Genomic DNA, 21,761 nt, shown 5'->3' on the forward strand with positions numbered 1-21,761 from the left:
TCATGCAGGTGTTAATCGTAAAAACCTCCTCGATGGGAGACGTGCTGCATACGCTACCCGCTCTGACCGACGCGCTGCAGGCCATTCCCGATATCCGTTTCGACTGGGTGGTGGAAGAAGGTTTCAGCCAAATCCCGACCTGGCACCCGGCGGTGGATCGCGTGATCCCGGTAGCCATTCGTCGCTGGCGCAAAAACTGGTTCGGCAACGACACCCGACAACAGCGCTGCGACTTCAAGCGCGCGCTGCAAGAACGCCGTTACGACGTGGTGATCGACGCGCAGGGCCTGATCAAAAGCGCCGCGCTGATCACGCGCATCGCCAAAGGCAACAAACATGGCCCGGACTGCAAGAGCGCGCGCGAGCCGTTCGCCAGTTGGTTCTACAACGTGCGCCATGAGATAGACAAGCAGCAGCACGCGGTGGAACGCACGCGCGAACTGTTCGCCAAAAGCCTCGGCTACGATAAACCGGGCAGCTACGGCGATTACGCCATCGCCGCACGCTTTCTCAGCCACCCGCCGGCCGATGCAGGGCAGTATTTGGTGTTTCTGCACGCGACGACCCGTGACGATAAACATTGGCCGGAGCAAAACTGGCGTGAGCTGATCGCGCTGACGGCGGACAGCGGGCTGAAGATCAAACTGCCGTGGGGCGCGGAGCATGAACATCAGCGCGCGCTGCGCTTGGCGGAAGGTTTCTCTCATGTCGAAGTGCTGCCGAAGCTCAGCCTGCAGCAGGTGGCCGAGGTGCTGGCCGGCGCCAAGGGCGTGGTCTCGGTCGACACCGGACTCAGCCATTTGACCGCCGCGCTCGACAAACCCAACATCACGCTGTTCGGGCCAACCGATCCCGGCCTGATCGGCGGCTACGGGCAAAATCAGCACTCGTTGATTTCTCCGGAAAAAAGCATGGCGACAATCGACGCCGATACGGCATGGCAGGCGTTGCAAAAGGTTCTAGCATGAAAAAACTGCATATTATCAACCTGGGTAAAATGGGCGGCGTCGAGCGTCTGTTCCTGCAGTACATCAATGATACCACCGACGGCAGCAACCAGGTCTTGTGCATCAGCGGTGACATCGGCGAAGAGATCCGCCGCCAGTTGCCTGCGCATCAGCCCGTCACCTTCGCCAACCGTCTGATCAATGCGTTGCCGTTGCGCTGCCCGCAGTTCCTGCGCAAATATTTGCTGAAGCGGAAAATCGAGCGGGCGAACGCCGACGTGGTGATCGTCTGGGACCTGGTGCCGGGGCTGGCGGCCAAACCCAAGCGCGGCAAGCTGGTTTATTACGATCACGGCTGCTCCTGGCGTTACCCCAAGAATAAAAAGACGCTGCGTTTCTTCGCCATGCTGGACGGCGTCATTTCCGCCTCACACGCGTCAAAGCGGGTGATGGAGCTGCGCTTTAATCTGCCTTGCCCAAATCACGTGGTGATCAACCGCATCAAGACGCCGGCGGGGATCGACACTGCGCCGAAAATGCTGTCGCAGCCGGTCAGGATCGGCACGGCCTCACGCCTGGTCAGCCTGAAAGGCATCAGCGTTTCATTATTGATGATGCAGGAACTGCTGCGGCGCGGGCATGACGTCACGCTGGAAGTGGCCGGCAAAGGGCCGGATCGCGCGGCGTTCGAGGCACTGGTGGCTCGGCTTCAGCTCGGCGACCGCATCACTTTCAGCGGTTATCAGGATGACGTCGCCGGCTTCTTCAATCGCACGCACATCTACATGAGCACGCCGATCACCGAGCCGTTCGGCTTGTCCTGTATGGAATCGCTCTATTTCGGCGTGCCGGTCATCTTCCCGCAGGTTGACGGCCAGCCGGAAGCGGTCAGGGATGGGGTCTGTGGCATTGGCCTGACGCCGTCGGTCACCATCGAACAGCACCGAGAGCTCACCAATATCGAGGTCGACTTCCCGCATGAGGTCTACGATCCGTTGACCGACAGCCTGGTGACGCCCAAGCTGCTGTCGCATATCGACTGCGCGGATGCGGTGGAAACACTGTTGGAACAGGGAACCTATCAAACCATGAGTCTGAATGCGCGGCGCTATCCTGCGGAACATTTCAACTATGCTCAGTTCAAAGTTGAATTCGACGACACGCTGCGATCTTTATCGCTTAATTGAAACGTGAGCCGGAAAACACGCCCGATGCTAAAACTCAGAACGCCGCACCCTGCCTTCAGCTATTTAATCTATCTGGGGTGCGCCATCGCTTTTTGTACCATTCCTTTCGGTTCCGCGACCGGACGCAATCTGTTTTACGTTTCCAGCTACATCGCCTTTATCGCCGTTTGCCTGTACCCACGCTACTACTTCAGCAACGTTAGAAATCTGCTGCTGCCCGCGCTGATGTTCAGCGTCGGCATGGGAACCATCCTCTGGATGCATCACTTCAAACAGCCGGGCGAGTATATCAATGTTTATCGTTCCTATATGTCAACCGGCAAACTGCAGCTCGCGACCGCTTTCATCTTGCTGATCGCGCTCAATGAGCGACTGTGCGTACAGCGGTTGCTCATCGTTATGGCCATCACCACCGGTCTGGCGATCAACGGTTATTCCCTCTATCAAGGGCTGCGTCTCGATATCCCGCGCGTAGAGCTCAACTTCGATCGCGCCACGGTCGCCGCCTACCTGATGACCGCCATCGATCTGGTGATGATGCAAGCCATCCTGATGCTGCGCACCCGTTACCGCCTGGCGTTGTACATCGCGGCGTTTCTGCTGTCCTTTTCTGCGCTGGTGCTCACCGGCACGCGTGCGGCCATGTTGGTCTACCCGGTGGCGGTCTGCCTGTCACTGCTGGCGACCAAACAACTGGTTTCCAGGAAACACAAGCTCGCGTTGGTAGCTTCGGTGCCGCTGCTGCTCGTAGCCTGCGGCCTGGTGTTCAAGCCGCAGATAGAAGAACGCATTCAGGCCTTTGAGACCGACATGCGCCTGATGGATCAGCCACAGACTGAAAACTCGATCATTTCTCGGCTGTCGATGCAAACGCTGGCATGGCGCACCGGTTCACAAGCTCCATGGGGCCAATCCGCCGAACAGCGCGGAGAAGAGATCCGCACCATGGTCGCACAGCAGCCTCGCCTGTCTGGCGTCATGCCCTATATCAACGTGCATCTGCATAACGAACTGCTGGAAACCTATTCGCTCAAGGGCGTTTGGGGGGGGCTGCTATTGCTGGCGCTCTACGTCTGCCTGTTCTTCTCTTCGTTCCGGCCGCAGCGCAACGCGCTGCTGCTGAGCGTCAGCGCCAGCCTGTTTGTCTACGGCTTGAGCGACGTCATCTTCTTCAGCACGGAAGGCACCGCTATGTTCTGTCTGGCGTTGATCGCCGGGGTGCTCTCCGTGGCGAGACAGCCTTACGCACAGGAGCAGGCCGCGTGAAAATTCAACCACCGCTGCTCAGCGTTATCGTGCCGTTTTATAATAACGAAGCGTTCGTTATCGCTGCGCTGGATTCGTTATTTGCACAGATTAGCGACGATATCGAGGTGGTGATCATCGATGATGGCTCCACCGACGCCTCCGGCGCGCTGGTCAGCCACTATCTGGCGCAGCGGCGGCACCCGCGCGTGATCTTTACTTCACAGGCCAACGGCGGCATTGCGCACGCCCGCAACGTCGGCTTACGGTTGGCTACCGGACGCTATCTCACCTTCCTCGACGGCGACGATCTGCTGAGCGACGACTATCTGGCCATCCTGCACCCCCTGCTACTCGCCGGTGAATATGACCTGATCGATTTTAATTATCAGAAGTTCACCGAACAACCGCCGAAATCAGAGAACCGCGCGACGCAGCCCGTAGCCTACGACTTTTCACAATTGGGGCCGAGCTGCCTGCAACCGCTTTTCGCACGCTCGATGTGGCATCTCTGGAGCCGCGTGTATAAACGCACGCTGCTGGAAGGGGAAACGTTCGAAGACGGCAGGCGCTATGAAGACGTGATTTTTACGCCTTTTCAGTATTTCAAAACCTGCCGCATCGCCCATCTAGACTGCGAGCTCTATTTCTATCGGGACAACAGCCAAGGCATCACTCGCAATATCAAACCCAAAGATATTGAAGATCTGCTGTTCGCCATGGAGAAGATGCTGCGTTTTGTGGCGCAGCATCCCGGGGATGAGCCGCTACGCCGGTTGGCCGCCCTGATGCTGGCCAACTGCTTTTCCGAGGTCAAAAGCATGTCGAAGGCGGTGTACGGCTATTACCATTACGCGCCGACAACGCTGCACATCCTGCGCCGCACCGCTGATATCTGCCGCAACAGCGACGTGCCGGGCAAAAAAGTCCGCCAGATGCGCTATGCGCGAGTGGATACCTTTCTTTCGAAGCTGCGCGGGCGCAAGCCGCGCTAACCGCATCGGCCGGGCGGCCGATGCGTCGTCGCTCCCTCAGCGTGTCAAAGGCACGTGCGCGACCAGCTCATCATAAATCCGCTGCGGCTGGATGACCCCCATCGGGCTTTCTGCCTCCAGTGGCATCGTATAGCCGGTACGCGACACCTGAATGATGCGGTGCAGTTCCGCATCCTGAATCGGGCCGGTGGAGCGTGAGTCGGCGGTCACGAACAGGCTGATGGTTTTCACCTTCAACGCTACCGCCAGATGCAACGGTCCGGTGTCGCCGGTGACAAGAACATGGAAACTGTCGAGCAACGTCAGCAAGCCTTGCAGCCCCGTTTTGCCGATCTGGTTATCCACGCAGGCCTGCGTTTGCGGGCCGATCAGGCTCATAAACTGTTTGGCCTTGCCGTCGTCAAACGGTGCGCCAATCAGCACGATGCGTACATTAGGGTGCTTCGCCACCAGCTCATCGGCCAGCCGCGCATAGTGCGAAACCGGCCAGCAACGCGACTCTGTTGACGCCCCCAGTTGAAAACCGATGGTGGGATGCTCGCTGCTTTTGACGCCGCGCTGATAATCCACGGGAATTTCCATCGTCGGATCGTCGCTACGGCAGCCTAAAATGGAAATCAGCTCCAGCTTGCGGCGTACGAAGTGGCCGTAATAATGGAAGATATAGTTGGTTAGCCAAGGCTCCAGCCCGCAAATGCCTGAGCTGTAGTTGTCCCTGATAATGTACTTCGCCCCGGCCAGTACGGCACTGATGATGTCATAAGGCAGATGGGAGTGCAGGATCAGCGCCAAATCCGGCTGATGTTCGCGCAACGATTTCAGCAACGGGCGGATCGTCTTGATCTTGCTGTCCCAATACACCACGCGATCGTAATAGCGGCCGTTTTCCACCAGCTCGCGGTTTTTCTTGTGCGCCACCAGCGTGATGTGCGCGTTGGGGTAGCGTTCCCTCATCGCCCTCAATGCCGGTGTGTTGAACATGAAGTCGCCCAACGCCGTGGTGGAATAGATGACGATATTGTCAAACTGCTGGGCGCCGTCGAACGTCGCCTTGTCCTGAAAACGGCCGTACTTCGCCGTATAACGCCGCAAGAACCAGTCGGTAACCTTGATTTTCCATTTCTTCGACATGTGCGTGCCTAGTTCGCTTTAAGTTGATAATACTCGGCCAGCGTCATGCCCACCGTGCGCTGCTGCAACCAGTCAAACAGCTGCTCCAGATCGCGGTACAGCCCTTCGATATCCTGCTCGGTTTTGAACGTCGGGCTGCCGCCCGGCATAAATTCGGAGGAGTGCAGCATAAACTCAACAAAATCATTACCTTGAGACAACGATGCTTCAGCCACAGTTTTCATCAGATCCAGGTTGCTGCCGCTTGGCCGCAACCAATAGACTGATGTCGGACGCCGTTTGCCACGCAGCCGATCGTACCCTTGCTTGAATGCATTAACGAATGCGGAGTGCTTATACTGGATACTCATCGGCACTTCCAGCAGCGACGAAGCACCCGGTTTGGCAATGTTCTGTGGATCGATGAAATAGGCCTGCGACGGGAACCGGCTGTAATCGGTGCCGCCGTTGCCCTGCGGATTGCCCGGCGAAAACTGCCAGTTGACCCGCGGCGTCACCGAACAGTCCACCTGATAGCCGTATTCCAGCAGCAGCGAGGCATAATATTCGTTGAACGCCCAGCGGCCGGCGCGATGGCTGAGCATTTTGGTCTGGAAGGCATCTTCCAGCAGCTTGGTCATGTGATCGACCTTGGCGCGGATTTGATCGGCGGGATACTCGATCAAATAAGGCTTGTAGCGCCAGTCGTCGTCGGTGAGCGGCGTCAACGGTGGGCTGTTCCAGGCATGCAGGTGCATGCCCACTTCACCCGCGCCGCGGGCAATCACATCACGCGCGAACTCGACGTAAGCCGGGTCCACCGCCATTTCATAGTTGGTGAGATAAACCGGTTTGAAGGCGTATTTTTCGCACAATGCCTGAAAGCGCGGCAAGAAACGCGTGTTTTCGGTCGCGATGCGATCGTGGTTTTGCCACAGATTATCGCCTTCGGTATCAATGGTGATGAGAAACGCCGGTTTAGTCATGAATATCGAGCCTGATATCAACAGAATGCACTATGTTACGCAGGCCGTTTCGCCAGGGCAAACGACTTTGCTGCCTGGTTTGGACAACGTTGAAACGCATTCGTCCCCGGCTCGGCGATTTTTTTGCGGCCCGGCAAGAAAACCTTGCAACAGTAGCCACATGCGATCGGGTCATTTAGAATCAAAGATTGGTTTCCCAGAAAGCGACTCATGATGAACGACGCGCCAGCCCCAACTTCCGCCCCATCCGTACAGCGTATTTTGATCATAAAACTGCGCCATCACGGCGATATGCTGCTGGTCACGCCGGTCATCAGCAGCCTGCGGCAAAACTACCCGCAGGCGCAGATCGATGTGCTGCTGTATCAGGAAACGCAGGAGATGCTGGCCAGCAATCCGGAACTGTCGACGTTGTTCGCCATCGACCGCCAATGGAAAAAACAGGGCACCCGCGCGCACCTGGGGCACGAGCTGGCGCTGCTGCGCCGCCTGAAGGCGCAGCGCTACGATCTGGTGGTCAACCTGGCCGATCAGTGGCGCAGCGCCATTATCACGCGCCTGACCGGCGCGCGCATCCGTCTGGGCTTCGATTTCCCCAAACGCCGCGGCTTCCTGTGGCGCCACTGCCACACGCAGCTGGTGCCGGTCGACAATCACGCCCACCTGCATACCGTCGAACAAAACCTCTCGCTGCTGGCGCCGCTGAACCTGCCCGTGCTCAGTGATCATGTGACCATGAGTTACGATCCGCAGGATTGGCAGACCTGTGAGCAACGATTGCAGAAACAGGGCGTCGCCGGCAGTTATATTGTGGTGCAGCCCACCTCGCGCTGGTTCTTCAAATGCTGGAGCGAAGAGAAAATGGCCGCCACCCTCACCGCCTTACAGGCCGACGGCCACCAGTTGGTGATCACCTCCGGCCCCGACGCCAGAGAACAAGCCATGGTAGAACGCATTTTGGCACTCTGCCCGCCGCAGGGCGTGATCTCGTTGGCCGGCCAGCTGACGCTGCGCCAACTGGCCGCCCTGATCGACCACGCCAAGCTGTTTATCGGCGTGGATTCGGTGCCGATGCACATGGCCGCCGCGCTGCAAACGCCGTGCGTGGCGCTGTTCGGCCCTTCCAAGCTGACGTTTTGGCGGCCGTGGCAGGCTACCGGCGCCGTGATCTGGGCCGGCGACTTCGGCGAACTGCCCGATCCGGACGCCATCGATACCGGCACCGACGAACGGTATCTCGACCTTATTCCTACAGACGCGGTGATTGCAGCCGCGCGGAGCACGCTGGCATGAAAGCATTTCGTTTGGCGATCGTTCGCCAAAAGTACCGCCCAGACGGCGGAGCCGAACGTTTCGTTTCCCGCGCCCTGGAAGCGCTGGAGCAACAGGATCTCGATCTGAACGTCATCACTCGCGAATGGCAGGGTGACGCCAATCCCAACTGGCACATCCACCTGTGCAATCCGTTAAAGCTCGGCCGTATCAGCCGTGAACGGGGCTTCGCCGTGGCGGCCAGGGCGCTGTGGCAGAAAGAGCGTTTCGATCTGGTGCAAAGCCACGAGCGCATTCCCGGCTGCGACATCTACCGCGCCGGCGACGGCGTGCACCGCCGCTGGCTGCTGCAGCGCGCGCGCCTGCTGCCGGAATGGCGCCGCAAGTGGCTGTTCTCCAATCGTTATCATCGCTATGTGATGTGCGCCGAACGCGCCATGTACGCCGCACCGGAGCTGAAAGCCGTCATCTGCAACGCCGAGATGATCAAGCAGGAAATCATCGCCGACTTTGGCGTACCCGCCGACAAAATCACGGTGATCTATAACGCCATCGACAATCAAAAATTCCCGCCCGCCGACGAGGCCCAGCGCCAACGTCTGCGCGAGCAGTATCAGATCCCGCAACAGGCGCACTGCCTGATCTTCGTCGGTTCCGGCTTTGAGCGCAAAGGGCTGGCCGCCGCCATCCGCGCCGTGGCGGCGACCGACAGCCACCTGCTGGTGGTCGGCAAAGACAAGGCCGAAAAACGCTACCGGGCGCTGGCGCAGTCGCTGGGCTGCGGCGATCGGGTTCACTTTATGGGCGTGCAGAAACAGACCTTGCCGTTCTATCAGGCCGCGGACGCGCTGCTGCTGCCGACGCTGTACGATCCGTTCCCGAATGTGATTCTGGAAGCGATGTCGTGCGGCCTGCCGGTTATCACCAGCACCACCTGCGGCGGCGCCGAGTTTATCACCCCCGGCCAGAACGGCTTCGTGACCGACGCGCTCGACGTACCGGCCATCACGGAGGCCATTCGGGCGCTGCCGCGCCAGGCGCTGGGATCATCCATGGGCGAAGCGGCGAGATTGCGCATTATGACGGCTACGCCGGCGCATCTGTCCGAACAGCTGATTTCCCTCTATAACCGGTTACTGGATTAGCTATGCGTATTCTGATGATCATCGACGGCCTGCCGGGAGGCGGCGCGGAAAAAGTGGTGCTGACCCTGTGCCAGGGCATGCAGCAACAGGGGCATGACGTCAGTCTGATCTCGCTGCGCGACGTCTGCAATTATCCTATCCCGTCAGGCATTGATTATCAGGTGGTGGCCGATCGCAGCCGCGCCCCCTGGCGCAAGCTGACCGAGCTGCCGCGCCGCGCCGCCGCGCTGGATCGGGCGATAGCCGAACACGAGCGCCAACGCGGCGCGTTCGATCTGGTGTTCTCCAACCTGCATAAAACCGATCGCATCGTCAGCCGCAGCAAGCGGTTGGCCGCGGATCGCCTGTGGTTCTGCATTCACGGCATTCTCTCCACCTCCTATCTCGGCCACCGCACGGGCCTGGACCGCTGGCTGAAGCAACGCAAAATCGCCAACGTTTACCAGGGGAGAAATATCGTCGCCGTTTCACGGGCGGTTGGCGACGATCTGCAGCAGAACTTGCCGATTCGCCCACGCCGGCTGGCGGTCATCAACAACCCGTTCGACATCGACGCCATCCAGCAACAGGCGGCGGCGCCTTGCGAACTGGCCGGCCAGGACTATCTGGTGCACGTCGGCCGCTTTCACACCACCAAGCGGCATGACCGTCTGCTGAAAGCCTATGCGCTCTCGGGCATTCAGGCACCGCTGGCCTTGATAGGCACCGGGGACGACGCCAGAGTCGCCGAGGTCAAACGTCTGGCGACAGAGCTGGGCATCGCAGAGCGCGTGCGATTTCTCGGCTTCCAGGCCAATCCCTACCCGTTTATTCGTCATGCCTCGCTGCTGGTGCTCAGCTCCGACAGCGAAGGGTTTGGCAACGTGCTGGTAGAATCGCTGCTGTGCGGCACGCCGGTGGTCAGCACCCGTTGCCCGGGCGGCCCTGCGGAAATTCTGGAAAAAGCCGGCATGGCTAACGCGCTGGCGGAATTAAATGAAGCGTCGCTGGCAGAAAAAATGACGGAAATTTACGCCAATCCGCCGCAGATAAATCAACAGCAATTGCTGAGTTATGGGCTGGAGCCTATTTGCCGTCAATATATTGAGCTGAAAGAAAAATAATAGAGAAATAAATAAGGCAGGGGATACCTGCCTTATTTTCCTCGTTAGCTGAGCGCCTGCATTTTCTGCCAAACCTCGTCGACAGAAACATCCTCACAGTGCCCCGACTCACTCTGCAAAATATGATGACGGCCGGTCCATGGATGCCAGGAGGCTTTATCGGTATCGCCAAAGAACACCACCATGTCCTTATTCAACGCGGCGGCAAGATGCATCTGCCCACCGTCGCTGCACAGCACCCGGTCGCATAAATCGAACCCGCCCAACAGCTCACGTACCGACGCCGTCGGATAAAGCGCGACGCGTTCGTTTTGACACAGCGCCAGCAGCTGCTCGGCGCGCTGCTGGTCACCGATGTCGTCCGGCGCCAGCGTGCCCTGCGGCGACCAGAAGATCAGCACGCCGGTGTGGGGATCGGCAACCAGACGGTTGATGATTTCGGCATAGCGTTCAACCGGCCAACGTCGTTTCGGGCTGCGGCTGCTGATGTGCACGGCGCATACGCGCTCGACCGGCGGCAGACGCTCCTGTAGCCGTTGCGCCGCCAATTGCCGCTCTTCAGGCGTCAGAAACACCCGCACCGGCGGGATCGGTATGGATTGGTCGGTTATCGCCGATAAATAGCTGTAGGTATGTTCGACCTGATGTTGACCGTGGAAATCGTCCTTGCGGAACGGGTGATGAATATCTTTCGTGCCCAAATCGGCGCCGATGATATGGGTGGCGCCGGCCATTTTCGCTAAACGCAAACTGTATTTGCAAGGCACCGGGTTGGCCAGAATGACCACATCGAACTTTATTTTTCGCAGCTTCAGGAAGATCATCAGGCGTTCGAAATAAACGCCCAACGTCGTTTCATTCTTCGCCTTGTGCTTGGCCTTTTTATAGACAAAAACTTTCTCGAGATGAGGATTGTTTTTAACGACATCCTGGCTGACTTTATTGATCAGCAGATAAACTTTAGCGTCCGGATAGGCAATTTTCACCCCTTCAATCAGAGGCGTGGTGCAAACAAGATCGCCGATGTTGTCGCGGCGAATAATTAAAATATTCTTCATTCCGAGCCTGTCGGCGAAATCGCTCGCCGGTTGTCTGAAACTGACACCCAAGGTTACCAAATTAGCGCCTTTCCCTTCCAGTTATGGTACTATTCCGAATAACCCATATAAATGAAATTGATAGAATGTTGCTGCGTTTATATCAGGTACTACTCTACCTCATCCAACCCCTGATCTGGCTCCGCTTACTGCTGCGCAGCCGCAAAGCTCCAGCCTACCGTAAACGCTGGGCGGAACGCTATGGCTTCTGCGCCGGGAAAGTCGTGCCAGGCGGCATCATGCTGCATTCCGTCTCCGTCGGCGAAACGCTGGCGGCCATCCCGTTGGTACGGGCGCTGCGCCACCGTTACCCCGCTTTGCCGATAACTGTGACCACAATGACCCCAACAGGTTCAGAACGCGTCCAGTCAGCTTTCGGCAAAGACGTACATCATGTCTATCTGCCCTACGATCTGCCCGGTTCCATGAACCGCTTCCTCGATCAGGTGAATCCCAAGCTGGTGATCATCATGGAAACCGAGCTGTGGCCTAACCTGATTAACGCGCTGCACCAGCGGCAAATCCCCCTGGTTATCGCCAATGCGCGTCTGTCGGCCCGCTCCGCCGCCGGCTATAAGAAAATTGGCGGGTTCATGCGCGATATGCTGCGCCGCATTACGCTGATCGCCGCACAGAACCAGGAAGACGGCGATCGGTTTATCGAACTGGGCCTGAAGCGCTCGCAGCTGGCCGTGACCGGCAGCCTGAAATTCGATATCTCCGTCACCCCGGAGCTGGCCGCCCGCGCCGTTACGCTGCGCCGCCAATGGGCACCGCGCCGCCCGGTGTGGATCGCCACCAGCACCCATGACGGTGAAGAAACCATCCTGCTGGAAGCACACCGCAAACTGCTGGAAACACACCCCGACCTGCTGCTGATCCTGGTGCCGCGTCATCCGGAACGCTTCCCGACCGCCAAGGAGCTGGTGCAGAAAGCCGGCTTCAGCTACACCCTGCGCAGTAGCGGCGAAATTCCGTCCGGCAGCACCCAGGTGGTGATCGGCGATACCATGGGCGAACTGATGCTGCTGTACGGCATCGCCGATCTGGCCTTTGTCGGCGGCAGCCTGGTGGAACGCGGCGGGCACAACCCGCTGGAAGCCGCCGCGCACGCCATCCCGGTGCTGATGGGCCCGCATACCTTCAACTTTAAAGACATCTGCGCCAAGCTCTCGCAGGCCGAAGGCCTGATCACCGTGACCGATGTGGATTCGCTGGTGAAGGAAGTGGAAACCCTGTTAACCGACGAAGACTACCGTCGTTACTACGGCCGCCATGCGGTGGAAGTGCTGTATCAGAATCAGGGAGCGTTGCAGCGCCTGCTGCAGCTGCTGGAACCGCACCTGCCGCCCCGGAGCCACTGAATGAGCAGCCGCAAAAGCCTGTCGGTAGTGATGATCGCCAAAAACGAAGCCGGGCTGTTGCCGGACTGTCTGCGTTCGGTCGAGTGGGCCGATGAAATCATCGTGCTGGACTCCGGCAGCGAGGACGACAGCGTCGCCGTCGCCGAAAGCCTGGGCGCCAAAGTCTTCACGCACACCGACTGGCAAGGGTTCGGCAAGCAGCGTCAGCTGGCGCAAAGCTACGCCAGCCATGACTACGTATTGATGATCGACGCCGACGAACGCGTCACGCCCGAGCTGCGGCAATCCATCGAGCGGGTGTTGAACGCGCCGGACGATGGCGCCGTCTACAGCTGTGCGCGGCGCAACCTGTTTCTAGGCCGCTTCATGCGCCACAGCGGCTGGTATCCCGACCGCGTCAACCGCCTGTACGCCAACCAACGCTATCGCTATAACGACGATCTGGTGCACGAATCGCTGAATATCGGCGACGCCAAGGTGATCCCCCTCAGCGGCGATATGCTGCACCTGACCTGCCGCGACTTCTTCGCCTTTCAGCGCAAACAGCTGCGTTACGCCGAAGAGTGGGCCACGCAGCGCCACCGGGCCGGCAAGCGTTGCGGCTACCTGTCTATTCTGACCCACACGCTCGGCGCCTTCGTCAAAACCTGGCTGCTGCGTGCCGGCTTCCTCGACGGTAAACAGGGGTTGCTGTTAGCGGTGGTCAACGCGCAATATACCTTCAATAAATATGCCGCATTATGGGCATTGGGCCGCAACTACTCAGAGAAGTGAATCATGACCAGCAAAGCCATCTATCCCGGGACCTTCGATCCCATGACCAACGGCCACCTGGATTTAGTGACACGCGCGTCACTGATGTTCGATCACGTGATTCTGGCCATCGCCGCCAGCCCGAGCAAAAAACCGCTGTTCAGTCTGGAGGAGCGCGTGGCGTTGGCGACGCAGGTCACCTCGCATCTGGACAATGTGGAAGTGCTGGGCTTCAGCGAGCTGATGGCGCACTTCGCCGCTCACCAGAATGCCAATATCCTGGTGCGCGGCCTGCGTGCGGTGTCTGACTTTGAATATGAATTGCAGCTGGCGAACATGAACCGCCATTTGATGCCGACGCTGGAAAGCGTGTTCCTGATGCCTTCCGAAGAGTGGTCGTTCATCTCCTCCTCGCTGGTGAAGGAGGTCGCCCGTCACGGCGGCGATATCGCGCCTTTCCTGCCTGATGTGGTCACCCAGGCGCTGATGGCGAAGCTCGCCGCCGAGTGATGCTCAGCGCTGGCAGCGGCGGCAAAAGAAGGTGCTGCGCTGCCCGTGCTTGGCGGATTCGATCGGCGTGCCGCACGCGCGGCACGGTTCTCCCGCCCGCCCGTAAACCTGCAGCTCCTGCGCGAAATACCCCGGTTTGCCGTCCGACTGCAAAAAGTCGCGCAATGTCGTGCCGCCCTGCTCGATAGAGCGCTGCAATACCGCCTTGATGGTCTTCACCAGCAGTTCCGCTTCGGTTTTGCTCAGCGATCCCGCCGGACGATCGGGCAAGATCCCGGCGCTGAACAGCGATTCGCTGGCGTAAATGTTACCGACCCCGACCACCAGCTTATTATCCATCAGCCACGGTTTGATCAGCGTGCGCTTATTACGTGATTTTTCATACAGGTAGTCGCCGTTGAACGCTTCACTCAGCGGTTCCGGCCCCAGATGCGCCAACACGCTGCTGGCCGCCAGGTCTTCGCACCACAGCCAGGCGCCGAAACGGCGCGGATCGGTATAGCGCAGGATCATGCCATTGCTGATCACCAGATCGACGTGGTCGTGTTTGCCGGCTTCATCTTCGTTTTCCTCGCGCAGTATGCGCAGGCTGCCCGACATGCCCAGGTGCACGATAATCCAACCGTTCTCCAGCTCGATCAGCAGGTATTTGGCCCGGCGCTGCACGCTGAGCACCGGCCGATCGCTCAGCGTCAGGATCTGCTCGGAAACCGGCCAGCGCAGGCGCGCGTTGCGCACCACCGCATACTGAATGCTGTGGCCGACAAGATAAGGCTCTATACCGCGTCTGCTCGTCTCAACTTCCGGTAATTCAGGCATCTGGCTTCCCCTCCGACGTTTTCTACCCTTTATAAAACAAAAAACCCGGCCAAGGCCGGGTTTTTCATTAATCCACTAAAATTATTTAATTTTAGCTTCTTTGTATACTACGTGCTGACGGACAACTGGATCGAATTTCTTCAGTTCCAATTTTTCCGGCTTAGTACGCTTGTTCTTCGTGGTGGTATAGAAGTGACCAGTACCAGCAGAAGAAACCAGCTTGATCTTCTCGCGAACACCTTTAGCCATGATTCAGTTCCTTAATACTTCTCACCACGGGCACGCAGATCGGCCAGAACCGTCTCAATACCCTTCTTATCGATAACACGCATACCTTTAGCAGATACACGCAGAGTTACAAAGCGCTTCTCAGCCTCAACCCAAAAACGGTGTGAGTGCAGGTTAGGCAGAAAACGGCGTTTGGTCGCGTTCATTGCGTGGGAACGGTTGTTACCGCTCACCGGGCGCTTGCCAGTAACTTGGCAGACTCGGGACATGTCTATTCTCCAAAAATCAAATCAGCTCGAGCTTCGTATAGGGTATGGCCGCCTCGTCAGGCTTTTAGAGCCCATCTCAGCAAACTTCATACTGAGGAGACTCTCGTCATCAGGTAGAAACCACACATCAGGTCAGAAACCTGCTGAGATAGGCTCTTGCGCCAAACCCAAGATTCTCAAAGGTGGCGTAGTATACGCTCTGAAGCGTAAGTGCTCAAGTCCCGAACAGCTAAAGATCCCACAAGGATCGCGAAAAAATCGCTTAAAGCCATCCGCGCTCGGCAAAAGAGACGCATTCACCCCGACCGATCACCAAATGATCAAGCACTCGGATCTCCAATAACTGACAGGCTTTCACCACCTGTTCCGTTATCAAACGGTCGGCATGACTGGGTTCAGCCTTACCCGAAGGGTGATTATGCGCGAGAATCAGCGCGGCGGCATTAGCCTTCAACGCTTCACGCACAATTTCTCTCGGGTAGACGACGACGCTGCTGATGGTACCAGCAAACATCTCCTGATGGCGAATAACCCGGTGCTGATTGTCTAAAAACAATACCAAAAAGACCTCTCGCTCGCGATGCGCCAGCAGGCTTTGCAGATAATGCTGGGTGACGCGCGGATTGAGCATGGCGTTTTCCTGCGACAAATGGCTGGAAAAGAAGCGCAGCGCCAGCTCGGCAATCGCCTGTAGCTGCGTATAGCTGGCGTCCCCCAGACCTTTTTGGCTGCAAAAAGCCTGATGGTCGGCCGACATCAGGTGATAAAGCGAGCCGAACCGACGCAGCAGCTGCTCCGCCAGCTGCATCACGTGCACGCCGGGCAACCCGGTACGCAAGAAAATGGCCAACAGCTCTGCGTCGGACAGCGCCGCCGCCCCCTGCATCAACAACTTTTCACGCGGCGCCAGCGCGCCCGGCCAGCACGCCACAATCGGGTTGCTCATCGTGTTCCTCCCTGAAAGGGCTACAGCATGCCATGTGCCACCCGGCGCGTTCGACAGGTGTTTGATAACATTGCGAAGTGTTTCGCAAAGCACAATGTAATACCCTGCAGCCATTGCGGAATCACTCACCTGAACGGCGGATATGCTAAAATGGCGCATCTTTCGGCTTTCAATCGGACAATGATGATGACGGGACTTTCCGGCAAACATATTGTGCTTGGCATCAGCGGCGGCATCGCCGCCTACAAATGCCCAGAGCTGGTGCGCCGCCTGCGCGACAGGGGCGCAGAAGTGCGCGTGGTGATGACCCACGCCGCCAAGGCGTTCATTACGCCGCTGACGCTGCAGGCCGTTTCCGGCCACCCGGTGTCCGACGATCTGTTGGATCCCGCCGCCGAAGCCGCCATGGGCCACATCGAACTCGGCAAATGGGCGGATCTGGTGATTCTGGCGCCGGCGACCGCCGATCTGCTGGCGCGCGTCGCCGCCGGCATGGCCAACGATCTGCTGACCACCGTCTGCCTGGCGACCGATGCCCCCATCGCCGCCGCCCCCGCCATGAACCAGCAGATGTATCGCGCCGCCGCCACGCAGGCCAACCTGCAAACGCTGCAGGCGCGCGGCATGATGCTCTGGGGGCCGGACAGCGGCAGCCAGGCCTGCGGCGACGTCGGTCCGGGCCGCATGCTGGATCCGCTGGACATCGTCGACCTGGCGAACGGTCATTTCTCCGCCCCGCAGGATCTGCAACATTTGCAGGTTATGATCACCGCCGGCCCGACGCGTGAAGCGCTGGATCCGGTACGTTTCATCAGCAACCACAGCTCCGGCAAAATGGGCTTCGCGATTGCCCGCGCCGCCGCCGCCCGCGGCGCGCAGGTGACGCTGATCGCCGGGCCGGTCAATCTGCCGACGCCGCCATCGGTCACCCGAGTGGACGTCACCAGTGCGCTGGAGATGGAGCAGGCGGTGCAACAGCGCGCCGCGCAGCAGCAGATTTTCATCTCCTGCGCCGCCGTGGCCGATTACCGCCCCGAGCAGATCGCCGATGAAAAAATAAAAAAACAGGGTGATGAAATCGTCCTCAAGATGGTAAAAAACCCCGATATCGTCGCCGGCGTGGCGGCGATGACCAAAAATCGACCGTTTGTCGTGGGGTTTGCCGCCGAAACCCAGAATGTGGAAGAATACGCGCGGCAAAAACTGGCGCGTAAGAAGCTGGATTTGATTTGCGCTAACGATGTATCGCTTGCAGAGCACGGGTTCAACAGCGACACCAATGCCCTGCACCTTTTTTGGCAGAATGGAGAAAAGCGCCTGGCGCTGAGCGACAAGGCACTCCTTGGCCAACGTTTAATAGACGAGATAGTCAGCCGTTATGATGAAAAAAATCGACGTTAAGATCCTCGACCCGCGCATCGGTCAGGATTTCCCGCTACCGACCTACGCCACGCCGGGCTCCGCCGGTCTCGACCTGCGCGCCTGCCTGGACAGCGCGGTGGAGCTGGCGCCGGGTGAAACCACGCTGCTGCCTACCGGCCTCGCGATCCACATCGCCGACGCCGGCCTGGCGGCGGTGATCCTGCCGCGCTCCGGCCTGGGCCACAAGCACGGCGTCGTGCTGGGCAACCTGGTCGGCCTGATCGACTCCGATTATCAGGGCCAGCTGATGGTGTCCGTTTGGAACCGCGGCCAGAAACACTTCACCATCGAGCCGGGCGAACGTATCGCGCAGATGGTCTTCGTGCCAGTGGTGCAGGCCGAATTCAACCTGGTGGAAGAATTCGACAGCAGCGAGCGCGGCGAAGGCGGCTTCGGCCACTCGGGGCGCCACTAAGCGCCATCCAAGGCACGATGGCCGGCAGGGAAACGTCGCCTGAACCTTGCCTTTCCGGGGAGAAGGATGTCTCTGCGGCAAAGTTTTACCGCGACAATTGCAGCGCACACCAGGCAGCGCGGAAAAAGGCCATTAAGGCCGCTGACCCCAGTATCGTAAAAAAGCTATCACATAAGCCGCACAGAGCCTGCTCTGCAGCGGCCGGTGCGCGGGTTTCCGTCAGTTAAGTTTTAGCAAGGGTCTAATCAGACATGGCAGAAAAAGAAAATACGAAAAGGAATCGGCGCGAGGAAATATTGCAGGCGTTAGCCCAGATGCTGGAGTCCAGCGACGGCAGCCAACGCATCACCACCGCCAAGCTCGCCGCGAACGTGGGTGTTTCTGAAGCTGCGCTGTACCGGCATTTCCCCAGCAAGACACGGATGTTCGACAGCCTGATCGAGTTTATCGAAGACAGTCTGATCACCCGCATCAACCTGATCTTGCAGGACGAGAAAGAGACGTTTAATCGTCTGCGCCTGATTTTACTGCTGATTCTGGGCTTTGCGGAACGCAACCCGGGGCTGACGCGCATCATGACCGGCCACGCGCTGATGTTTGAACAGGATCGCCTGCAGGGCCGCATCAACCAGCTGTTCGAACGCATCGAGGCGCAGCTGCGCCAGGTGTTGAAAGAGCGTAAATTGCGCGAAGGCAAAGGCTTTATCGTCGATGAAACGCTGCTGGCGAGCCAGCTGCTGGCCTTCTGCGAAGGCATGTTGTCGCGCTATGTGCGTTCGGAATTCCGCTATCGCCCAACGCAGGAATTCGACGCCCGCTGGCCGCTGTTGGCGGCCCAGCTGCAATAAAGATAACGCCGGGCATGCCCGGCGTTTTTACTTACACCCCGTACTGCTCGCGGTAAGCGCGCACCGCCGCCAGGTGGTCCGCCATTTCCGGCTTCTCTTCCAGATAAGCGATCAGGTCCTTCAGCGTCACGATCGAAATCACCTTGCAATGGTAGTCGCGTTCCACTTCCTGAATGGCGGAGATATCCGCGCGGCCGCGTTCCTGACGGTCGAGGGAGATCAGCACGCCCGCCAGCGAAGCGCCGCTGGCGCCGATGATTTCCATCGACTCGCGGATCGCGGTGCCGGCGGTGATCACATCGTCTACCAACATCACGCGCCCCTGCAGCGGGCTGCCGACCAGCGAACCGCCTTCGCCGTGGGTCTTGGCTTCCTTGCGGTTAAAACAGTAAGGCACGTCGCGCTCATGGTGTTCCGCCAGCGCCACCGCCGTGGTGGTGGCAATAGGAATGCCTTTATAGGCCGGGCCAAACAGCAGGTCGAAATCGATGCCGGAGTCCATCAGGGCTTCGGCGTAGAAGCGCCCCAACAGCGCAAGATCGCGCCCGGTATTAAACAGGCCGGCATTGAAGAAATACGGGCTGGTGCGGCCGGACTTCAGGGTGAACTCGCCGAATTTCAATACCTGCTTGTTAAGCGCGAACTCGATAAACTGGCGCTGATAGGCTTTCATTACTGCTTCTCCTCGTCTGAATCTGCTTGGGTCTTGTCATTACTGCCGCCCGATCGCCGGGCATAAAAAAGGCGACTTCTCAGTCGCCTTAAAAAATCAGTCCGCCAGCGCCGCTTTCTGCGCCTGGAAGATGGTTTCGATGCCCCCTCGGGCCAGCGCCAATAGCGCCAACAGCTCATCGTGGCTGAACGGCTCGCCTTCGGCGGTACCCTGCACTTCAATCATGCGGCCATCTTCCATCATCACTACGTTCATGTCGGTTTCCGCCGCGGAATCCTCCACATACTCCAGATCGCACAGCGCTTCGCCATTGACGATGCCGACGGAAACCGCCGCCACCATGCCCTTCATCGGGTTGGCTTTCAGCTTGCCGTTGGCCACCAGCGTGTTCAGCGCATCGGCCAGCGCCACGCAGGCGCCGGAGATGGAGGCGGTGCGGGTACCGCCGTCGGCCTGCAGTACGTCGCAGTCGAGGGTGATGGTGAATTCACCGAGCTTTTTCAGATCCACCGCGGCGCGCAGCGAGCGCGCGATCAGGCGCTGGATCTCCAGCGTGCGGCCACCCTGCTTGCCTTTGGCGGCTTCACGGGCATTGCGGCTGTGGGTAGAGCGCGGCAGCATGCCGTACTCGGCGGTGATCCAACCTTGCCCCTGGCCTTTCAGGAAGCGCGGAACGCCCTCTTCTACCGTGGCGGTGCACAAGACTTTGGTATCGCCAAACTCAACCAGCACTGAACCTTCAGCGTGTTTGGTATAGTGACGGGTCAGTGTCAGGGGGCGAACTTGCTGTGGTGCTCTGCCTGCAGGACGCATGGGCTCTCTCCGGCTTCAAATCAACGATTGGCTGCGCATTATACGGGCTTCGTGACGTAATGCCTATCCTGCCCGCAGCCGCGACGCTATAATCGCCCCATCTTTTCCTATTACGGGTACGCATCAATGATCCGCAGCATGACCGCCTACGCCCGGCGTGAAATCAAGGGTGAATGGGGCAGCGCAGCCTGGGAGCTGCGTTCCGTTAACCAGCGCTACTTAGAAACCTACATCCGCCTGCCGGAACAATTCCGCAGCCTGGAGCCGGTGATCCGTGAACGTATCCGTGGCCGCCTGACCCGCGGCAAAGTCGAATGCAACCTGCGTTTCGAACTGGATCCAAGCGCGCAAAGCTCGCTGATCCTGAACGAAAAACTGGCCAAACAGCTGGTCGAAGCCGCCAACTGGGTGAAAATGCAGAGCGACGAAGGGGAAATCAACCCGATCGACGTGCTGCGCTGGCCGGGCGTGATGTCCGCGCAGGAGCAGGATCTGGACGCCATCAGCGCCGAGCTGATGCAGTCGCTGGACGGTGCGCTGGATGACTTCATCGTCGCACGCGAAAGCGAAGGCGCCGCGCTGAAAACGCTGATCGAACAACGCCTCGACGGCGTCAGTGCCGAAGTGGTCAAAGTGCGCGCCCAGATGCCGAACATCCTGCAATGGCAGCGCGAGCGTCTGGTCAGCAAGCTGGAAGAGGCGCAGGTACAGCTGGAAAACACCCGCCTGGAGCAAGAGCTGGTGCTGATGGCGCAACGTATCGACGTCGCCGAAGAGCTGGACCGTCTGGAAGCGCACGTGAAAGAGACGCACAACATCCTGAAGAAGAAAGAAGCCGTCGGCCGCCGCCTCGACTTTATGATGCAGGAGTTCAACCGCGAATCGAACACCCTGGCCTCCAAGTCGATCAACGCCGACGTGACCGCTTCCGCTATCGAGCTGAAAGTGCTGATCGAGCAGATGCGCGAGCAGATCCAGAATATCGAGTGATCCCGCTCCGCACGCCACCAAGCCCGCGCCAAGCGGGCTTTTTTATGGCTACAGATCAGCGATAAGCGACCGCCTGCTCTTCACCCGTCAGCCCCATTTTCTGTAGCTGCACCGTAATGCTCCAGGTTGAGCGCTCGAACTCATCGCTCAGCGCTTCCAGCGTCGCCCCGGCCGCATGGCTCTCGCGCAGCCGCAGTTTTTCCTCTTCCGACCAGGGGAAGTAGGCATTGGCCGGCCGACCCTCGGTGCGATTTTTCTGCCGCTTCTCTTCCGGCGTCAGCCGGGCTTTTTCCTGCAGTTCGGACTCGCCATCGAACTCGTTGGCCAACGCGAACAGCAGGCGGATAGCCTCCGGCGCACAGGCCGCAGAAGCCGGTCTCAACAGCTCGCCGGTATCGGGATTAACGCCGTTGGCCAGCGCCCTGAGCAACGTACCGGTATTCATCGTTCGCCTCCTTGTCCGAGAAAATGCGCGCCGGTCACGGCACCTTTCCCAAACATGTTTCTCCGCCTCAGCCAAGAAAACCACGCTTTGCGTCGGGAAAATCACTCATTGCGATCCAGGTTCCAGGCGTTTGCACGCGAGTGCCGGCGATTGCATCAGGTTGCGAGCCGGCATGCCTC

The 21,761-nt window shown here is 58.9% G+C and carries 24 protein-coding genes; 14 read left to right on the forward strand and 10 right to left on the reverse strand.

Translation table 11 applies throughout. The features are described from left to right. The first annotated feature begins 2 nt into the window (after window positions 1-2). From rfaC to ACYF6X_RS23865, 4 genes are read left to right on the forward strand one after another with little or no spacing between them, the layout of a single operon-like run. Entirely contained in the window at window positions 3-968 is a 966-nt protein-coding gene (gene rfaC, locus ACYF6X_RS23850; RefSeq protein WP_063991305.1) for a lipopolysaccharide heptosyltransferase RfaC, read from the forward strand. Beyond that, window positions 965-2,134 (forward strand): glycosyltransferase, encoded by a 1,170-nt coding sequence (locus ACYF6X_RS23855; RefSeq protein ID WP_130017761.1) that lies wholly within the window; start codon window positions 965-967, stop codon window positions 2,132-2,134. Before rfaC ends, ACYF6X_RS23855 begins: the two co-directional genes overlap by 4 nt. Window positions 2,135-2,158: 24 nt before the next feature. Further along, the gene (locus ACYF6X_RS23860) at window positions 2,159-3,400 is read left to right on the forward strand and encodes an O-antigen ligase family protein (RefSeq protein WP_130017762.1); all 1,242 of its coding nucleotides are present in this window, start codon (window positions 2,159-2,161) and stop codon (window positions 3,398-3,400) included. Next, entirely contained in the window at window positions 3,397-4,374 is a 978-nt protein-coding gene (locus tag ACYF6X_RS23865; RefSeq protein WP_130017763.1) for a glycosyltransferase, read from the forward strand. The genes ACYF6X_RS23860 and ACYF6X_RS23865 overlap by 4 nt, the downstream gene beginning before the upstream one ends. A 36-nt stretch (window positions 4,375-4,410) precedes the next feature. On the opposite strand, the gene ACYF6X_RS23870 is transcribed toward ACYF6X_RS23865, so the two are convergent. Together ACYF6X_RS23870 and ACYF6X_RS23875 are read right to left on the reverse strand one after the other, a co-directional pair. Continuing rightward, window positions 4,411-5,505, reverse strand: coding sequence for a glycosyltransferase family 9 protein (locus ACYF6X_RS23870; RefSeq protein ID WP_130017764.1), 1,095 nt, complete (start codon window positions 5,503-5,505; stop codon window positions 4,411-4,413). Between the two features lie 8 nt (window positions 5,506-5,513). After that, window positions 5,514-6,470, reverse strand: coding sequence for a polysaccharide deacetylase family protein (locus ACYF6X_RS23875; protein ID WP_130017765.1), 957 nt, complete (start codon window positions 6,468-6,470; stop codon window positions 5,514-5,516). A 210-nt stretch (window positions 6,471-6,680) separates the two neighbouring features. Between ACYF6X_RS23875 and rfaQ the strand changes: the two genes are divergently transcribed. Genes rfaQ through ACYF6X_RS23890 form a run of 3 tightly spaced genes read left to right on the forward strand, consistent with a single transcriptional unit; the run spans window position 6,681 to window position 9,990 of the window. After that, entirely contained in the window at window positions 6,681-7,763 is a 1,083-nt protein-coding gene (rfaQ, locus tag ACYF6X_RS23880) for a putative lipopolysaccharide heptosyltransferase III (RefSeq protein WP_063991299.1), read from the forward strand. After that, window positions 7,760-8,887, forward strand: coding sequence for a glycosyltransferase family 4 protein (locus ACYF6X_RS23885; RefSeq protein ID WP_130017766.1), 1,128 nt, complete (start codon window positions 7,760-7,762; stop codon window positions 8,885-8,887). Before rfaQ ends, ACYF6X_RS23885 begins: the two co-directional genes overlap by 4 nt. A gap of 2 nt (window positions 8,888-8,889) precedes the next feature. Next, window positions 8,890-9,990 carry a glycosyltransferase gene (locus tag ACYF6X_RS23890; protein ID WP_130017767.1) on the forward strand — a complete coding sequence of 367 codons (1,101 nt, stop codon included), beginning with the start codon at window positions 8,890-8,892 and terminating at the stop codon, window positions 9,988-9,990. 44 nt (window positions 9,991-10,034) lie between these two features. On the opposite strand, the gene ACYF6X_RS23895 is transcribed toward ACYF6X_RS23890, so the two are convergent. Further along, window positions 10,035-11,048, reverse strand: coding sequence for a glycosyltransferase family 9 protein (locus tag ACYF6X_RS23895; RefSeq protein WP_406880202.1), 1,014 nt, complete (start codon window positions 11,046-11,048; stop codon window positions 10,035-10,037). 125 nt (window positions 11,049-11,173) lie between these two features. Here ACYF6X_RS23895 and waaA point away from each other — a divergent pair, with 125 nt between their 5' ends. Genes waaA through coaD form a run of 3 tightly spaced genes read left to right on the forward strand, consistent with a single transcriptional unit; the run spans window position 11,174 to window position 13,714 of the window. Next, window positions 11,174-12,451, forward strand: coding sequence for a lipid IV(A) 3-deoxy-D-manno-octulosonic acid transferase (gene waaA, locus ACYF6X_RS23900; protein ID WP_060453241.1), 1,278 nt, complete (start codon window positions 11,174-11,176; stop codon window positions 12,449-12,451). Then, entirely contained in the window at window positions 12,452-13,225 is a 774-nt protein-coding gene (locus ACYF6X_RS23905; RefSeq protein ID WP_063991296.1) for a glycosyltransferase family 2 protein, read from the forward strand. Between the two features lie 3 nt (window positions 13,226-13,228). Then, complete coding sequence (gene coaD / locus ACYF6X_RS23910) at window positions 13,229-13,714, forward strand: pantetheine-phosphate adenylyltransferase (RefSeq protein ID WP_130017769.1); 486 nt, start codon at window positions 13,229-13,231, stop codon at window positions 13,712-13,714. 3 nt (window positions 13,715-13,717) lie between these two features. Here coaD and mutM read toward each other — a convergent pair whose 3' ends face one another. The 4 genes from mutM to radC all read right to left on the reverse strand — a co-directional run bounded on the left by mutM (window position 13,718) and on the right by radC (window position 15,976). After that, window positions 13,718-14,533 carry a bifunctional DNA-formamidopyrimidine glycosylase/DNA-(apurinic or apyrimidinic site) lyase gene (gene mutM, locus ACYF6X_RS23915; protein ID WP_063991294.1) on the reverse strand — a complete coding sequence of 272 codons (816 nt, stop codon included), beginning with the start codon at window positions 14,531-14,533 and terminating at the stop codon, window positions 13,718-13,720. An 81-nt stretch (window positions 14,534-14,614) separates the two neighbouring features. After that, entirely contained in the window at window positions 14,615-14,782 is a 168-nt protein-coding gene (rpmG, locus tag ACYF6X_RS23920; protein WP_002442576.1) for a 50S ribosomal protein L33, read from the reverse strand. An 11-nt stretch (window positions 14,783-14,793) separates the two neighbouring features. Beyond that, the gene (rpmB, locus tag ACYF6X_RS23925; RefSeq protein ID WP_004931195.1) at window positions 14,794-15,030 is read right to left on the reverse strand and encodes a 50S ribosomal protein L28; all 237 of its coding nucleotides are present in this window, start codon (window positions 15,028-15,030) and stop codon (window positions 14,794-14,796) included. Between the two features lie 262 nt (window positions 15,031-15,292). Next, complete coding sequence (gene radC, locus ACYF6X_RS23930) at window positions 15,293-15,976, reverse strand: RadC family protein (protein ID WP_025304698.1); 684 nt, start codon at window positions 15,974-15,976, stop codon at window positions 15,293-15,295. 183 nt (window positions 15,977-16,159) lie between these two features. Here radC and coaBC point away from each other — a divergent pair, with 183 nt between their 5' ends. From coaBC to slmA, 3 genes are all read left to right on the forward strand, one after another. Continuing rightward, window positions 16,160-17,377 carry a bifunctional phosphopantothenoylcysteine decarboxylase/phosphopantothenate--cysteine ligase CoaBC gene (gene coaBC, locus ACYF6X_RS23935; RefSeq protein ID WP_165384376.1) on the forward strand — a complete coding sequence of 406 codons (1,218 nt, stop codon included), beginning with the start codon at window positions 16,160-16,162 and terminating at the stop codon, window positions 17,375-17,377. Next, entirely contained in the window at window positions 17,355-17,813 is a 459-nt protein-coding gene (gene dut, locus ACYF6X_RS23940) for a dUTP diphosphatase (protein ID WP_016929680.1), read from the forward strand. The genes coaBC and dut overlap by 23 nt, the downstream gene beginning before the upstream one ends. A gap of 251 nt (window positions 17,814-18,064) precedes the next feature. Further along, window positions 18,065-18,661, forward strand: a complete 597-nt coding sequence (gene slmA, locus ACYF6X_RS23945) for a nucleoid occlusion factor SlmA (protein ID WP_025304700.1) — start codon at window positions 18,065-18,067, stop codon at window positions 18,659-18,661. 31 nt (window positions 18,662-18,692) lie between these two features. Here the strand turns inward: slmA and pyrE are convergent, their stop codons facing one another. Next, entirely contained in the window at window positions 18,693-19,334 is a 642-nt protein-coding gene (gene pyrE / locus ACYF6X_RS23950; protein ID WP_004931204.1) for an orotate phosphoribosyltransferase, read from the reverse strand. 96 nt (window positions 19,335-19,430) lie between these two features. Next, window positions 19,431-20,147, reverse strand: coding sequence for a ribonuclease PH (rph, locus tag ACYF6X_RS23955; protein WP_025160305.1), 717 nt, complete (start codon window positions 20,145-20,147; stop codon window positions 19,431-19,433). Window positions 20,148-20,273: 126 nt separating this feature from the next. Between rph and ACYF6X_RS23960 the strand changes: the two genes are divergently transcribed. Beyond that, window positions 20,274-21,137 (forward strand): YicC/YloC family endoribonuclease, encoded by an 864-nt coding sequence (locus tag ACYF6X_RS23960; RefSeq protein ID WP_063991293.1) that lies wholly within the window; start codon window positions 20,274-20,276, stop codon window positions 21,135-21,137. Between the two features lie 55 nt (window positions 21,138-21,192). Here ACYF6X_RS23960 and ACYF6X_RS23965 read toward each other — a convergent pair whose 3' ends face one another. Then, the gene (locus ACYF6X_RS23965) at window positions 21,193-21,582 is read right to left on the reverse strand and encodes a hypothetical protein (RefSeq protein WP_130017771.1); all 390 of its coding nucleotides are present in this window, start codon (window positions 21,580-21,582) and stop codon (window positions 21,193-21,195) included. Window positions 21,583-21,761: the final 179 nt, after the last annotated feature.

This window comes from Serratia sp. ID 25-353 (assembly GCF_054792795.1).